The sequence below is a fragment of the Bartonella machadoae genome, from assembly GCF_022559585.1.
Lineage (GTDB): Bacteria > Pseudomonadota > Alphaproteobacteria > Rhizobiales > Rhizobiaceae > Bartonella > Bartonella machadoae.
The window spans coordinates 1,442,040-1,458,204 of the sequence record NZ_CP087114.1 but is presented as its reverse complement, the minus strand read 5'-3'; the positions used below and the strand labels follow the sequence as shown (position 1 = coordinate 1,458,204).

Annotated in this window: 9 protein-coding genes; 8 read left to right on the top strand and 1 reads right to left on the bottom strand. The window is 35.8% G+C overall.

Annotated features, from left to right (window positions below):
- The first annotated feature begins 53 nt into the window (after nt 1-53).
- The 8 genes from LNM86_RS07115 (at nt 54) to LNM86_RS07080 (ending at nt 12,919) form a co-directional block, all read left to right on the top strand.
- Entirely contained in the window at nt 54-1,730 is a 1,677-nt protein-coding gene (locus tag LNM86_RS07115) for a ribonuclease J (protein ID WP_241437111.1), read from the top strand.
- A gap of 209 nt (nt 1,731-1,939) precedes the next feature.
- Entirely contained in the window at nt 1,940-3,268 is a 1,329-nt protein-coding gene (gene proS / locus LNM86_RS07110; RefSeq protein WP_241437110.1) for a proline--tRNA ligase, read from the top strand.
- 8 nt (nt 3,269-3,276) lie between these two features.
- The gene (locus LNM86_RS07105; RefSeq protein ID WP_241437109.1) at nt 3,277-4,545 is read left to right on the top strand and encodes a lipoprotein-releasing ABC transporter permease subunit; all 1,269 of its coding nucleotides are present in this window, start codon (nt 3,277-3,279) and stop codon (nt 4,543-4,545) included.
- Complete coding sequence (locus tag LNM86_RS07100; RefSeq protein WP_241437108.1) at nt 4,545-5,225, top strand: ABC transporter ATP-binding protein; 681 nt, start codon at nt 4,545-4,547, stop codon at nt 5,223-5,225. Before LNM86_RS07105 ends, LNM86_RS07100 begins: the two co-directional genes overlap by 1 nt.
- Nucleotides 5,226-5,302: 77 nt before the next feature.
- Entirely contained in the window at nt 5,303-5,593 is a 291-nt protein-coding gene (locus LNM86_RS07095) for an FAD assembly factor SdhE (protein ID WP_241437107.1), read from the top strand.
- A 5-nt stretch (nt 5,594-5,598) separates the two neighbouring features.
- A complete protein-coding gene (gene mfd, locus LNM86_RS07090) occupies nt 5,599-9,099 on the top strand; it encodes a transcription-repair coupling factor (protein WP_241438950.1) in 3,501 nt (1,166 codons plus the stop codon).
- Between the two features lie 247 nt (nt 9,100-9,346).
- Nucleotides 9,347-10,213, top strand: a complete 867-nt coding sequence (locus LNM86_RS07085; RefSeq protein WP_241437106.1) for a hypothetical protein — start codon at nt 9,347-9,349, stop codon at nt 10,211-10,213.
- A gap of 2,094 nt (nt 10,214-12,307) precedes the next feature.
- On the top strand, nt 12,308-12,919 hold the full coding sequence (locus LNM86_RS07080; protein WP_241437105.1) for an invasion associated locus B family protein: 612 nt from the start codon (nt 12,308-12,310) through the stop codon (nt 12,917-12,919).
- An 89-nt stretch (nt 12,920-13,008) separates the two neighbouring features.
- On the opposite strand, the gene LNM86_RS07075 is transcribed toward LNM86_RS07080, so the two are convergent.
- Nucleotides 13,009-15,633, bottom strand: a complete 2,625-nt coding sequence (locus tag LNM86_RS07075) for an Rne/Rng family ribonuclease (protein ID WP_241437104.1) — start codon at nt 15,631-15,633, stop codon at nt 13,009-13,011.
- Nucleotides 15,634-16,165 lie beyond the last annotated feature (532 nt).

The following is a 16,165-nucleotide window of genomic DNA, read 5'->3' as shown; positions in this document are numbered from 1 at the left end:
TTTAATAAATTTTATTTTACCATCAGATTATCTTAATAACTTAGGAGATATTTATGGTTGCAACCAATGAGAGTGAATTTGTTTTTTTGCCTTTAGGAGGGGTCGGTGAAATAGGGATGAATCTGGCTGCTTATGGATTTGGTCCCGAAAATCTTCGTGAATGGCTTCTTGTTGATATGGGGGTGAGTTTTGCTGGTCCTGAATTACCAGGAGCAGATCTTATTTTACCTGATATTCGTTTTCTAGAGAGTGAAAAACACAATGTGCGCGGTCTTGTTTTGACACATGCTCATGAAGATCATTGTGGTGCTGTCCTTGATTTATGGCCAAAACTTAAAGTTCCACTTTATTGTACTCCTTTTACGGCAGGATTATTAGAGAGTAAAAGGCAATCTGATTTTGGATTTCATGAGATTTCATTCAACATTTTTCAAGCTGGTGATTGTTTTCAAGTCGGTTCCTTTGCCATTGAAGCTATTGCTGTTAACCATTCAATTCCAGAATCGGTATCTTTAGCGATTACAACGTCTTTAGGCACTGTTATCCACACTGGCGATTGGAAAATTGATCTTACACCTTCTCTTGGCGCTAGAACAGATGAAAAGAGATTCCGCACTTTAGGCAATAAAGGTGTTTTAGCATTGCTTTGTGATTCCACGAATGCGTGTCGGGATGGTATAACACCATCAGAACAACAAGTTCAGACAAGTCTTTCTGAAATTTTTTCGAAAGCAGAGGGGCAGGTTGCAATCGTTACTTTTGCCTCTAATGTTGGTCGAATACGTTCAATTGCTCTTGCTGCTGAATCCGTTGGGCGTCAGGTTCTTGTTGTTGGACGCTCGTTAAAACGGAGTCTTATGGTTGCGCAAGAACTTGGTTATATGGATGGTTTAGCTCCATTTGTGACAGAAGATGATTATGGTTATATCCCACGCAAAGAGATCGTTTTAATCGTGACGGGTAGCCAAGGAGAACCGTGCGCTGCTTTAGCAAAATTATCACGCAATGGCATGAGAAATATTGCACTTTCTGCTGGTGATACCGTTATTTATTCATCACGAAGCATACCAGGAAACGAAAAAGCTATTCTTGAAATACAAAATCGTTTTATTGATATGGGCGTTAAAGTTATTACCAATGAGGATGCTCTTGTTCATGTTTCAGGTCATCCTCGTCGCGCAGAACTTGTACAGATGTATGATTGGGTAAAACCACAGATAGTTGTTCCTGTCCATGGAGAAGCAACCCATCTTACTGCTCAGGCAACTTTAGCGCGCCAAGCTGGAATTGAAATTGTTTCGAATATTAGAAATGGGAGTATGTTACGCCTTGCACCAGAACCTGTAGAGATTATTGATCAAGTTCCTGTTGGTCGTATCTATAAGGATGGTTGTCTTATTGGAGATGAAGATGAATTAGGAATCCGCGAACGTCGCAAATTAAGTTATGCCGGTTACGTTGCTGTTTCCCTCCATGTGAATAGCAAGCACGAACTGTTGGGTGATATTGGTTTAAATACCTTCGGATTACCTGAAAATAATGGAAAAGGGGAGAATTTGAAAGATATTCTCTTAAATGTTGTGGAAAATACATTTTATAACATTCCGCGCATTAAACAAAAAAATAAGGAACTTATTCGAGAAGCAATACGACGTGCAGTTAGGGCAGCTGTCAATGAAGCTTGGCAAAAAAAGCCCATTTGTACAGTTTTTTTACATCAGTCAAAATGAAGCGCTTTGGTATTAGGTTATTTTCTTTTTAAGAAAGAAAGAGAAAATTAAATTATAAGCTTATCTTATCTTTAAGCGCGATAGGGGAGCATATAAATTTTAAAAATATGATCGTTATGTTTGCAAGTATTCAGAATGTAGCTATAGATAAACATATCTACTTTAAATTGTTGTAATATGATGGATTTGATTAGGAGTTAATTATTGCAATGCGTCTTTCTCAATACTTCCTTCCACTTTTAAAAGAGAATCCTAAAGAAGCAGAGATTATTTCTCATCGATTGATGTTGCGTGCAGGTATGATTCGACAACAAACTTCAGGGATTTATTCTTGGCTTCCTTTGGGTAAAAAAGTGCTTGATAAAGTTTGTAAGATTATTCGTGAAGAACAAGAACGCGCTGGAGCTATAGAGATATTAATGCCGACGATTCAATCTGCAGATCTTTGGCGTGAAAGTGGTCGTTATGATGACTATGGTTTGGAAATGCTTCGCATTAAAGATCGTCAAAAACGTGATTTGCTTTATGGTCCGACAAACGAAGAATTAGTGACTGATATTTTTCGTTCTTACATTCGTTCTTATAAAGATCTTCCGCTGAATTTGTATCATATTCAATGGAAATTTCGTGATGAAATCCGTCCACGTTTTGGCGTGATGCGTTCACGAGAGTTTTTAATGAAAGATGCTTATTCTTTTGATCTTGATTATGAAGGTTCTCAGACATCTTATAATCGTATGTTTATTGCTTATTTACGTACTTTTTCTCGTCTTGGCTTAAAAGCAATTCCTATGCGTGCTGATACAGGCCCAATTGGTGGAGAACTCAGTCATGAATTTATTATTTTAGCTGAAACAGGAGAGAGTGCAATATTCTGTGATAAACAATTTCTTGAACTTACTGTTCCAGATAGCTCAATTGATTTTAGCGATAAAACTTCTTTAGCTGATATTGTTAAACAGTGGACGTCTTTTTATGCGGCGACAGAGGAAATGCATAATGAAAAGGAGTGGACTCAAGTTCCTGATCAGAATCGTCTTTCGGCGCGTGGTATTGAAGTCGGGCATATTTTTCACTTTGGCACGAAATATTCTGCTCCAATGGGAGCAAAAGTGATGGGACAAGATGGAAAAGAACATATTGTCTCTATGGGGTCTTATGGTATTGGGCCTTCGCGTCTTGTTGCCGCTGCTATTGAAGCTTCCCATGATGAAAATGGTATTATTTGGCCAAGCTCTATAGCACCATTTGATTTTGGTATTATCAATATGAAACCAGAAGATGAGAAATGTACGCATGCCTGCGAAACGCTCTATCGGGGATTAAAACATGCTGGTTTTGACCCATTGTTGGATGATAGAGATGAGCGTCCTGGAACCAAATTTGCAACAATGGATTTAATTGGTTTACCAATACAAATAATTGTTGGACCTAAAAGCATTGCGCAAAATGAAGTTGAAATGAAAAATCGAAAAACGAATGTTAAAGAGTCTCTAACGGTTGAAGATGTCCTTAAAAAGTTTGCTGTAGTTTTATAGGCGATATTATGAAGAGGTTGAGCAGTAAATGGTTTTCATCTTATGAGTGGATGATCGCCTTTCGTTATATGATTCCTAATAAAAAACACGTCGTGGCATCCGTTATTTCAATCATTTCTCTGATTGGAATTATGTTAGGGGTGTTTGCTTTGGTTGTTGTTATGGCGGTGATGAATGGTTTTCGCACAGAACTTCTCAATCGTATTCTTGGTATGAATGGGCATCTTATTGTTCAGGCAGTGCATTCTGGCTTTTCTGATTATAAAACTCTTATTTCTTCTTTAGAATCTGTAAATGGTGTAAAATTTTCTTTGCCTGTTATTGAAGGTCAGGCACTTGTTCAGGGTGAAGTTGAAGGAGGTTCTGGTGCGTTAGTTCGTGGTATGCGTAAACAGGATTTAGAAAAGCTTAAAACAGTCTCTCAAAATATTAAGTTGGGTTCGCTTGCTCAATTTGATAAAGAAGAGGGGGTGGCAATTGGAAGTGGTTTGGCTACAAAATTGGGGCTTACCGTTGGGCGTTATCTTCGTATCATTACTCCAGATGGTGATGCTACTCCTTTTGGGGTTACACCACGTGTTAAGGCTTATAAAGTAAGCGCTATTTTTGAAGTTGGTATGTCTGAATATGATTCAATTTTTGTTTTTATGCCTCTTCATGAAGCACAAATGTTTTTTAATTTAGGAGATAAGGTTCAGTCTCTCGAACTCTTTCTCAATAATCCTGATGCTGTTGATCGAATAAAACCAATGATAGAAAAAGTTGTTGATCAACAAGTCTATTTAATTGATTGGCGGGAGCGCAATCAGGCTTTTTTTTCAGCCTTACAGATTGAACGAAATGTTATGTTTTTCATTCTTTCTCTTATTGTTCTTGTTGCTGCTTTGAATATTATTTCAGGGTTGATTATGCTTGTAAAAGATAAAAGCCATGATATTGCCATTTTACGCACAATGGGAGCACAAAAAAGTGCTATTATGCGTATATTTATTGTTACTGGTATGATGATTGGATTGATTGGAACGATATTGGGCTTAATTTTGGGTATCATAGCGAGCGCGAATATCAATCATATTCAAGATTTTGTCTCTTGGTTATTTAATGTCGATGTTTTTAATCCTCAACTTTACTTTTTAACAAAATTGCCTGCTGAAATTGAGTGGGGACAAACCGCAACAGTTGCTGTAATGGCTTTGTTTTTGTCATTTCTTGCGGCGCTTATTCCAGCGTGGCGCGCTGCTAAGCTCGATCCTGTACAAGCTTTAAGGTATGAATAATGACAGCTATTTTAGAGCTTGTAGAGATTGAGCAACAGTTTTTTGAGAGCCATAAACCTCTCGTTATTTTGGATAAAGCGAATTTTGTCCTTAATCGTGGAGAACTTGTGGCACTTGTTGCCCCATCTGGTGCTGGGAAATCCACACTTCTCCATATTGCTGGATTATTGGAAAAACCAACAGCTGGTGATGTGATGTTACGGGGCGTTTCTTGTGCAAAGCGTTCTGATAATGAGAGGACAGCTATCAGACGGCATGATATCGGTTTTGTTTATCAATTTCATCACTTACTTCCAGAATTTACAGCTTTAGAAAATGTTATGATACCGCAAATGATCGCAGGCTTTAAAAAATCTATAGCAGAAAATCGTGCGTTTAAATTGTTAACATATCTGCGTGTTTCTCATCGTGCGAACCATCGTCCTTCAGAATTATCAGGTGGAGAACAACAACGTGTTGCTATCGCACGTGCGGTAGCAAATGGTCCTTCGGTTCTTTTGGCTGATGAGCCTACAGGAAATCTTGATCCTGTCACTTCAGCTTATGTCTTTCAAGCTTTATCCGCTCTTGTTCGTCAATCTGGTCTTTCTGCTCTTATTGCAACCCACAATTACGCTTTGGCTAAACAAATGCATCGCCGAATTACGCTTAAAGAAAAAAAGATTATTGAACTTCCTTAAAAGTAAGGTACTAAATTTATTCCATAAGTTGAAAAGCTTACATATATCACTTTTTACTTAATTCAAGGAGATCTTTTATGACAGGTTTTGGCGTCGATGAAAATCAACTAGACGCACGCCGTCGTCGGTTGGTTTTTCGTGCGTGGCACCGCGGTATTCGTGAAATGGATCTCATTTTTGGACATTATGTCAATGCCCATATTGTTGGGATGAGTGATGAAACGGTTTCTAAGCTTGAGTATATCCTGTCTTTTGATGATCGTGATTTATTGAGGTGGATTACAGGAGAGATTTCACCTCCTTGTGAAATAGATGGTTCGTTTTTTCGTGACATTATAAACCATCATATTTGCATAAATTTAAATTGATCTTGATGTCTATGTTCAAAAAAATAGTTATTCCCCAACATCTTTCTGCCCATATGATCTTTGATGGAGTCACTGATGGATTTGAAGCCTTTGCACTGGTTAAATTGTGTTCGACAATGGCACAGGATAAACCACTCGTCTATGTTGTCCGTGATGGAACAAAGATTGCGCATTTACAGCAAGTTTTAAATTTTATTGAACCCAATTTGCCTGTCTTTCAATTCCCAGCATGGGATTGTTTACCCTATGATCGTGTGTCCCCTGGAGTTGCTATTACAGCACGTCGTTTGTCAACTTTAACCCATATAGCAAATTTGCGTCAGAATCCACGCGCCGCAATTCTATTAACAACAGCAAATGCAATTATACAAAAATTACCCCCACGGGAAATGATTGAAACTCAGATGATTCACGCACGGGTCGGACAACGTATTCATATGAGGCATTTAATTCAATCTTTAGAATGCAATGGTTTTGAGCGTGTTACAGTTGTTCGAGATGTTGGTGAATTTGCTGTAAGAGGAGGAATTCTTGATATTTTTTCTCCCGTTGATTCTGAGCCTTTGCGGCTTGATTTTTTCGGTGATACCTTAGAAACTATTCGCGTATTTGATTCAGAAACACAAAGAACAACAAAGCAAAAAACTGAGTTTTTCTTACACTCGATGAGTGAAGTTGTTCTTACACCAGAATATGTAAACCGATTTAAAAGCAATTATATTCGTACATTCGGTGTATCTCAAAAAAACAATATGCTTTATGAAGCGCTTTCTCAAGGGCGACGCTTTTCCGGTATGGAACATTGGTTGCCGTTTTTTTATGAGAATCTTGACAGTTTTTTTGACTATTGTGATAATTTTCCTCTTGTTTTTGAACATCTCATAGAAGAAGTTCTCATTGAACGTTATCGCCTTATCGAAGATTATTATAATGCGCGCAAGGAGCGTGAAAATGATAAAGAAAATTCTACTTCTTATCCTCCGATAGAACCTAACCTTCTCTATTTAACACCAGAACATATTTTAGAGCGTGCACAACACTCTGGACAGCGTATTGACTTTACACCTTTTAATGTTCCACAAAATGCAGGACAAACCATTGTTCACGCAAATGTTAAACAGGGATATGATTTTGTAAAAGAACGTAATGCACAAGAAAAGAATGTTTTCTCAAGTGTTGTTCATCATATTGCCTCATTACGTGCTGCGGGCAAAAAGGTGCTTTTAGCGTGTTGGAGTGAAGGATCTCTAAACCGTTTGTTACAGGTCCTTGAAGAGCATGGGTTGCAAAAAATAGATATTGTAAAATCGTTACAAACTGTCAGAGCGACACCACGTAATCATATAACAGCAGCTGTTATAATGATAGAGCACGGCTTTGAAGTGGAAGATTTTGCTATCATAACAGAGCAAGATATCCTTGGTGACCGATTAATAAGATCACCAAAACGGCGTAAAAACAATAAAAATTTTATTTCTGAGATTGCGGCTTTAAATTCTGGCGATATCGTTGTGCATATTGATCATGGTATTGGACAATTTATTGGTCTAAAAACCATTAAGACCACTGGGATTTTGCGCGATTGTCTGGAAATTCAATACGCTGGAGGGGATCGGCTCTTTTTACCTATTGAAAATATCGAACTTCTTTCACGTTATGGATCGGAGGGAACGGATGTCACGTTAGATAAATTAGGTGGGGTTGGTTGGCAAACTCGAAAAACACGACTGAAAAAACATTTATTGGAAATGGCTGGTCAGTTGATTCATATAGCAGCAGAGCGTGCTCTGCGTTCGGCGCCTGCTTTAGTTCCACCAATTGGACCATTTGACGAATTTGTTGCATGTTTTCCTTATGAGGAAACAGAAGATCAAATGGATGCGATTGATGCGGTTTTAGATGATTTAGCTTCAGGAAAACCGATGGATCGCTTGATATGTGGTGATGTTGGTTTTGGCAAAACGGAAGTTGCTATCCGAAGTGCTTTTGTTGCAGCATTGAATGGCTATCAGGTTGCTGTTGTTGTGCCAACAACTTTGCTTTCACGACAACATTACAAAACTTTTATTTCCCGTTTTCAAGGATTACCCATCAAAATTGGCCACGCTTCAAGACTTGTGAAAACAAAAGAACTTGCACAAGTTAAAAAAGGAATTTCAAATGGGACGATTGATATTGTTATTGGAACGCATGCCTTATTGAGTGATGCAGTTCATTTTCTACGATTAGGTCTTCTTATCATTGATGAAGAGCAACATTTTGGTGTCAAACATAAAGAGCGTTTAAAAGAGCTTAAAAGTGATATTCATGTTCTCACACTTTCAGCAACCCCTATACCACGCACTTTAGGGCTAGCATTATCAGGTATACGTGAACTTTCATTGATAACGACGCCTCCCATTGATAGAATGGCAGTTCGTACCTTTATTACACCTTTTGATGCACTTGTTATACGAGAAACATTGCTTCGAGAATATTACCGTGGTGGGCAGAGTTTTTATGTTTGTCCTCGCATCTCTGATCTTGGCTTTATAGAAGAATATCTCAAAATGCATGTTCCCGAACTCAAATTCGTTGTTGCTCATGGGCAAATGCCTGCTGGACAGCTTGATGATATTATGAATGCATTTTATGATGGACAATATGATGTTCTGCTATCAACGACTATTATTGAATCAGGTCTTGATATTCCAACAGCTAATACATTAATCGTGCACCGTGCTGAGATGTTTGGTCTTGCCGCTCTCTATCAATTGCGTGGTAGGGTAGGGCGTTCAAAACAACGTGCTTACGCACTCTTTACCTATCCTTCTGGTAAAGTTTTAACACCTGCTGCTGATCGTCGCCTTAAAGTTTTACAATCTCTTGATACGTTGGGAGCTGGTTTTCAATTGGCAAGTCATGACATGGATATTCGCGGTTCAGGTAATTTTTTAGGTGAAGAGCAATCTGGGCATATTAAAGAAGTTGGATTTGAGCTCTATCAAAAAATGCTTGAAGAAGCTGTCATTGAATTAAAAGATGGCGGGCATAAGGAAGACAAGCAATGGTCTCCTCAGATTTCACTTGGTACCACTGTTATGATACCAGAAAATTTTGTACCTGACTTATCACTCCGTATGGGGCTTTATCGTCGTTTGACAGAATTGGATGATTTGGAACAAATTAATGAATTTGCAGCTGAGTTAATAGATCGTTTTGGTCCTTTACCACTTGAAGTTCAGCACCTCCTTAAAGTCTTTTATATCAAAACATTGTGTCGCAAAGCACATGTAGAAAAATTAGATACTGGACCAAAGGGTGTGGTCATACAGTTTCGTAATAATTATTTTGCAAATAGTGTTGCTCTTGTTCAATGGATTGCAAAACAAGGCGCGATGGCAAAAATTCGTCCAGACCAAAGTATCGCTCTTATTCGTGATTGGTCTACCGTAAATGAAAGACTTGTTGGGGCAGCGGATATTATGACACAACTTGTAGAAATGGCAGAAAAAAATTCTGTTTAGAATTTCTTTTTATAATTCAAAGTGATGACTCATTTTATTAGAGCATATATTTCAGAATATTCGGTTGTTAAACTTTTATAAAACTAAACTTTAAGTTCATAATAAAAATACTCTTTAAGTTTTTAATATATAATACATATTGATAAAATCAAAGAAGTAGCTTAATTCTCACAGTCATAATGAGAGATTCCAACAGAGAATGGAATATTTTTTATAAATTTTTTCAAAAAAGAAAAAATAGCGTAATATGATTTTTTCATCACACAAATTGCTAACTATAGCCTTTTTATTCTTAACTTTAATATGTGGTTTAAAAAATGCGCATGCTGAGTTTTTTTTAACAGAGTTATCGCTTTCTGGTTTAACTCTTGATGAAAAGTATCAGCGTATTAAAGAAAGATTGCAAGTTGTTGAAAAGAGAATAAAGTTTATTGAAAAAACATTTGCTGATTTGACGCTTTCACAAATTCGCGTTTCTAATATAGAACATGATAAACTTATACAGGAACAAAGAGATCTTATTGACGAGAGACTTAAGCTTAATTTGAAAATGGATGATTTAGCTAAAGAAAAAGGCGATTTAATATACAGAGCATATAGGGCAAGAGCTTATGAAGCAGGGGAGTATGAAAAGAAGTTAATTAAAGCAAAGAAATACTTGAAATCTCAACGTTCTTATGAATTGGGAGTTGGTGATGGAGAGGAATATCTTAAGGAGGAAGAGATAAATGAGATGGTAAAGCTTTATCCATATTTTATTCTTGTTTGTAAAATTGATGAAAGTCTGTTGTACACAGAGATAGGAGATTTGTTACGTAAAGATTTTGGTTGGAAAAAAGAAGATTTTAGCTGGGCAAAAGATGCAATTAAATTAACAGATCAAGAGTTTATCAAGGGCATTAAAGAACTTATGGCAGTGGATTTCGATGTCTTTGAAAAAAAAGTGATGAATAGTGTAAGAGACATGATCACACGTAATCCTTCAGGTGTAAGAAGTGTTCCTTTGTTGTGTAAAATTACCAAGAAAATGCATGATATAATGCTTCCCAATAGAAGAAAGAATATTATAAACCGGATAGGTTCTCATATTGAAGAGTGGTTCCAGAAAAGGTAGTATATTTATTCACTTTCCTCAAATTGGAAAGCTATACTCATAGGGTGATATGCTATATGTATGGAATTTTAATATATGCCTAATGTGCTACTCATTGTTCAGATAAGTAATAAAAGTAGTTACCCAAAATAAGGTTTCTATCCAAATTTCGAACTGTTGCAATCAAATCAATATCTGAATGGACATCAAATATCGCTATTATCATCACATCTACAGCAGGATTAGCGGCTTCAGGAAAATTAATTTTCCTTTCAAATTTTCAAGAAGCTGAACTCCAACGATTTATTTGTTCATTTCCTAGAGAGAGTTTCTTAGTTTCTCTGTAATTATATTATAATAAAACATTCCTAAGCAATTTTGAGATTTTCTATCATCAACAGTTCTTATTTCAGAAGAATAGTAAAGAGTGATAAAATACTTTGGAATGGAAGTGTAATCTTTTTTCCTTTAAGCCATTGAATCATAATTTCAAAATGAAAAAGCAAGTCATAAGGAGCAATGATTTTATTATTTTTTCGATAAAAATTGATTTTTGTAGGAGTTTTCAAGATTTTTTTGCAATTTATCTATATCCAATCCATAAGTTTTAGAAATATGCCAGCTTCCATTCATGACGTTAAGAAAAACTGCATCATAATAGGGATACGCAAAATATTTTTTCGTTTACTGATTTTTCAACAGTTGGAAGGATAGAGGTATCACAACCTTTGGTAGATGGTAATTCTTTACAAGATGATGATTTATCACATTCAAAATCAAAAAGAACGCATAGCTTACTTTTTCATTTTAAAATATCGCGAGGTATATTAAAAACAAGCCGCATAAAATCGACAAGAAAACTCTTTAAAAGTTTTTTTAGCAACACGCCTTTCGTAAACAGTTAAAAAATCATGAGAATGAATACTGCTAACAATTTGAATTTATTTGATAAAGATATTAATTATATCTTTTTTTTCAAAGTCAAAACGTCTGTATCGTTACGAAAATATTCAATTCAAATGATGTTAAAATTATTTAATTTTTTCTTAGTAAGAAAATCTTATCCTCAATAATCAATGTTGTTTTTATAGATAATACATTCATTTGAATTAATAAACTGAATTATATAAAGACTATGTCCGAGAGTTTTTCATTTAACTTATTTTTAAAATCATCAATATTAATAGCGTGTTTTGGTAAGATAGGCCTTATTCTTGCTAAAAAAGTAAAAATTTGTGATCTCTCGAGTATGAAAAATCTAATTTAATACTCTGATTTTTAAGTTTTTCGATAGATTTTATCTGTTTTATATAAACAGTTATTGAACATCTTCCTCTATCTTTAAGAAGATTTATTGTAAATAAGACATTTTAAACTGTTATAGGCTTTCCATTTAAACAGGTGCCTTTGAATTAAGAAAAAGGGTAATTTTAGTGCAATCGTTGTTTAATTCAACTTTTTTGCCAAGAAGTTATAAATGTAACAGCTTCATTATGGAAAGCTATCAGCATTATTTTGTAAAAACAAGAAAACTGTTCATTAGAAAAAAGTCCTTTACAAGTTGTTCTAAAATTTTGGATGACAAATAGATTTAATCAATCAAATTTTCTAGCTATACCATAAGTCACTTTAACTTTTAGGTTTTCATAAGGAGATACATAATAAAGATATTCAAATTTATCTAATGATTTTAGTGCTTTATGAATTTTTGTCCCTGTCGCTAGAAGAGCCTATAGCCTAAAAGCAGAATTATAAATGTAAAGAAAATTTTAAAGTAATTAAAAAGTATAGTATAATAGGAAAGTTTACTTTAACTATATTGCAATATTTATTTTTTTATGCGATTTTACCCTATTATGTTGCACTATGGTATTGTATGGGTAAATTTCGATAAAAATTTAATACCATTAAAAAGGGGGATGCTATATACGTATAAAAATTTGATTAGCTCTTTGTCGTTTTTTCTAAATTTGACTTTTCCCTTTATATTGAAGTAAAAAGCATAAGAGTGAGTGTTATTTCATTGGTTTAATTTAATACACTTGATTGAAATTATATTTAATATTCCTAATGTTGGGGTTATTCTAAAAGCGCATTGAAAGGATTAACTTAATCATGTCGCATAAAAATATCTATTCTGTTGTTTCAGTATTGGCCGGAGCTGCAGCCCTTTTTCTTACAATCCATACTTCTGCAGATGCACAAACTTTATCTCAAGGTTGGTATAAAGTTTGCAGTAAACAGCATGATGTTGATGTTTGTAATACAATGAACACTGTTGTATCAAACACCGGACAGCCTTTGACGGCTTTTAATCTTGTGGAAATAAAAGGAAAACAAAATGAACAACGCATAGGCATTCAAGTTCCTACAGGGCGTTTTTTGCCAGAAGGTATCCATATTCAAATAGGAGATAATTTTTCCAAAAAAATTCCTTATGTTATTTGTAATGGACCAAGCTGTATTGCCAATGATGTTTTAGATGATAAGCTTATTGCTGCTATGAAAAGTGGTTCAAAAATGATTGTAACCACAATTAATTTTCGTGGTGCTGCTAATCCTATTGAATTTTCTCTCAATGGATTTACGGCAGCATATACAGGTCCTGGTATGGAAGAAAAAGATTTCCAACAAGAACAAATAAAGTTGCAACAAGCCATTCAATCAAATCAGAAAGAAATTGAAGAGCGTATGCGGGCTGAGCAAGAAAAAGCTAAACAAAAATAATAAACGTAAAGAGTATTTTAAAAAATCTTTTTTATGTTGACCTACAAAAAGCGCCACAAACACTTTGTGGCGTTTTTTTATACTTAACTTTAAGAAAGAGTTTTACGCTTCCACCAACCAATACGTCGAGTTTGAGAAACATCATCAGGTGTTGATGATATAACAACTGGGGAATCCGTTTTCGCTTCAATTTTGGAGGGAGCTTGTTCCTCAGATTCTTTACTTACAGTTTTTTGCACGGATGTTTCTTTTTCTAATTTTGATTTTTTAGAGAGTGACTTTTTATATGCTCTCCGTGTAGACTTTTTAGCATCTGTAGGTGTTTTCTCAACCATATCATGAGTAGCTTTAACTGCTCTTTTTGTTTTAGCTTTATGTATCGAGCTCGCTGTGGATTTTTCTTCTAAAGGCTCCTGTGTTTCTATATTTTGATCGTTCTCAAAGGTTTGCTGATTTTGCGCAGCTTTTGAAGAACGTGTTTTTCGCTTTTTAGGTTTAACAACCGTATCCGTATCAATTTTTACAGCTTCATCTTGTTGTATATTTGAGTGCTCTATATCATTTTTTACTTCTTCAAATTGTACAGATTTCGCAGCAGGAACATGACGTTTACGATGCGCTGTTTTAATTTCTTTCAAAGCTTGTTTGGCAAAATCGCCTACTGGTTCTGCGTAAGGAATACGATTGTGATAAGAGCCATTATCTTGATTGCGGCGACCACCACGGCGCCCCCGACGACGGATACGACGACGAGAATCATCATTTAGTGTATCGTCTTTTTTATGTATATCGGGAGGAGAATCACTATTAATCTCACTTTGAAGATTTTTACGCCGCTGTTTTTGTTTTCTTTCAACGGGCATTTTATCTTCTGTAGACGCATCATCTGTTAAGACTATATCCTTAATGTCTTCTTCATTGTTATTGTCAAAAGTTAATGGAGGCTGAGAAACTGCCTCTGCTACCGCGCCTTTGGAAATAATGAGATGTTGTATTCCAATGCTATCATCTGCTTCAATACTAATATTAAGTTTAAAGCGATCCTCTAGATTAACAAGAAGATTACGCTTTTGATTTAATACATAAAGTGCTGTTGTGACAGGCGTGCGAACAATAATGTTATGTTTTGGATTATGAAGAAGATATTCTTCAATTGAACGCATAACATGTAATGCAATTGAGGCTTCAGAACGAACGTGTCCTGTTCCAGCGCAATGCGGACAAGGTTGTGTTGTACTTTCTAAAACTGATACGCGAATACGCTGACGACTCATTTCCAAAAGGCCGAAGTGTGAAATATGACCGACTTGAATACGGGCACGATCGCTTTTTAAGCAATCTTTCAACTTTTTTTCGACAATTCTCACATTACGCTCTTCAAGCATGTCAATAAAATCAATCACAATCAAGCCCGCAAGGTCACGTAAGCGTAATTGACGCGCTATTTCTTCGGCGGCTTCAAGATTGGTTTGTAATGCTGTTTTTTCAACAGAAAGCTCTTTGGTGGAGCGGCCAGAGTTAACATCAATCGCAACAAGTGCTTCTGTTTGATTAATAACAAGATAGCCACCAGATTTTAAAGAAACTTGCGGGTGCAACATTTTATCAAGTTGAATTTCGATATTATTGCGTGCAAAAATAGGGATAGGATCGCGATAAGGCTGCACAACTTTTGCATGACTTGGCATGAGCATACGCATGAAGTCTTTTGCTTCACGATATCCTTGATCACCAGAAACAAGAATTTCACTGATATTCTTATTGTAAAGATCGCGAATAGAGCGCTTAATCAGACTGCTTTCTTCATGGACAAGGCATGGTGCTGTAGATTTGAGTGTCAAAGTGCGCACAGTATCCCATAGCCGCGTAAGATATTCATAATCGCGTTTAATCTCTGCTTTTGTTCTATTTGCTCCAGCGGTTCGTAGAATAACGCCCATACCCTTAGGAACGGCTAGTTCTTTGACAATTTCTTTAAGACGCTTGCGATCTTGTATATTTGTAATTTTGCGTGAAATACCACCACCACGAGCTGTATTGGGCATTAAAACAGAATAACGACCCGCTAAGGATAAATATGTTGTGAGTGCAGCACCTTTATTACCACGTTCTTCTTTAATAACTTGTACCAACAAAATTTGACGTCGTTTTATTACCTCTTGAATTTTATATTGACGTCCTTGTTTTTGTTGATAGGTAGGAAGTTCTTCGCGCACATCCTCTGCACCAACCATTTCGATATCATTATGAGAAACCTCTGTATCAAATGCTTCTTCTGTATCATCGGGTATTATTGATTCAGATGTTATGTCATTTTCAACGTCTGCTGCTATGGTACTGCTACGCTTCTCTTTTTTTGTTTTTCTAGAACGTTTTTTATTTTTATTTGTTTCTTCAGGAAGACTATCTGCATAATTTTCTCCTACAGCAGCTTTTTCTTCTTCAAGAAGAGCAAGGCGATCAGCAATAGGGATTTGATAATAATCGGGATGAATTTCAGAAAATGTTAAAAAACCATGGCGGTTGCCACCATATTCAACAAAAGCTGCTTGGAGAGACGGCTCTACACGCGTAATACGTGCTAGATAAATATTTCCTTTAAGCTGCTTTTTATGTTCTGTTTCAAAATCAAGTTCTTCAATTTCGTTACCGTGAATAACAACAACACGTGTTTCCTCCGGATGGGAGGCATCTATAAGCATTTTGTTTGACATAAGTTAAAATCCTAAAGGCGACATGCATAACTTTATTCAAACGAACAGTATGACTATTCGTAAACATAAGAAGCTGTCTGCCATAAAAGGGAGATACCAGAAAAACAGAATGGGACACGCTGTGTAAACGCATGATTGCATTCACGTCATTTTTAACCATCATCTTCATCTGTTTTTTATGACTCATAATTCTTGTAAGTCTCCGGAAAAACAATCTTTAAAATAATTCGGATATCCGAACCAGCGAATCTTCAATAGCGCAATCCTAGCTTTTGTAACACAAAGAATTTTCATCCATAAAAAGCCTAAATGTATAATAGCGACAATTTCTTTAAAGACAACTTAATATGGACTACAGATATTGAGGTGGTTACTATTGGCTAAAAAGCGTAAATATCCTTTTATGTTGATATCTTAATTTTGGCAAGTAACAATATAAATAGGTAACACCATAATGTCTTTATTGCCTTAATTGAGCTTTGTTGATGTTAAGATCCTTAGATTTATTATTTGTTGAAAAATAGAGAGTAAA

Coding starts and splice junctions, on each gene's coding strand:
- mfd (WP_241438950.1), top strand. CDS start 5,599: ATGTCTATGTTCAAAAAAATAGTTATTCCCCAACATCTTTCTGCCCAT.
- LNM86_RS07100 (WP_241437108.1), top strand. CDS start 4,545: ATGACAGCTATTTTAGAGCTTGTAGAGATTGAGCAACAGTTTTTTGAG.
- proS (WP_241437110.1), top strand. CDS start 1,940: ATGCGTCTTTCTCAATACTTCCTTCCACTTTTAAAAGAGAATCCTAAA.
- LNM86_RS07095 (WP_241437107.1), top strand. CDS start 5,303: ATGACAGGTTTTGGCGTCGATGAAAATCAACTAGACGCACGCCGTCGT.
- LNM86_RS07115 (WP_241437111.1), top strand. CDS start 54: ATGGTTGCAACCAATGAGAGTGAATTTGTTTTTTTGCCTTTAGGAGGG.
- LNM86_RS07075 (WP_241437104.1), bottom strand. CDS start 15,633: ATGTCAAACAAAATGCTTATAGATGCCTCCCATCCGGAGGAAACACGT.
- LNM86_RS07085 (WP_241437106.1), top strand. CDS start 9,347: ATGATTTTTTCATCACACAAATTGCTAACTATAGCCTTTTTATTCTTA.
- LNM86_RS07105 (WP_241437109.1), top strand. CDS start 3,277: ATGAAGAGGTTGAGCAGTAAATGGTTTTCATCTTATGAGTGGATGATC.
- LNM86_RS07080 (WP_241437105.1), top strand. CDS start 12,308: ATGTCGCATAAAAATATCTATTCTGTTGTTTCAGTATTGGCCGGAGCT.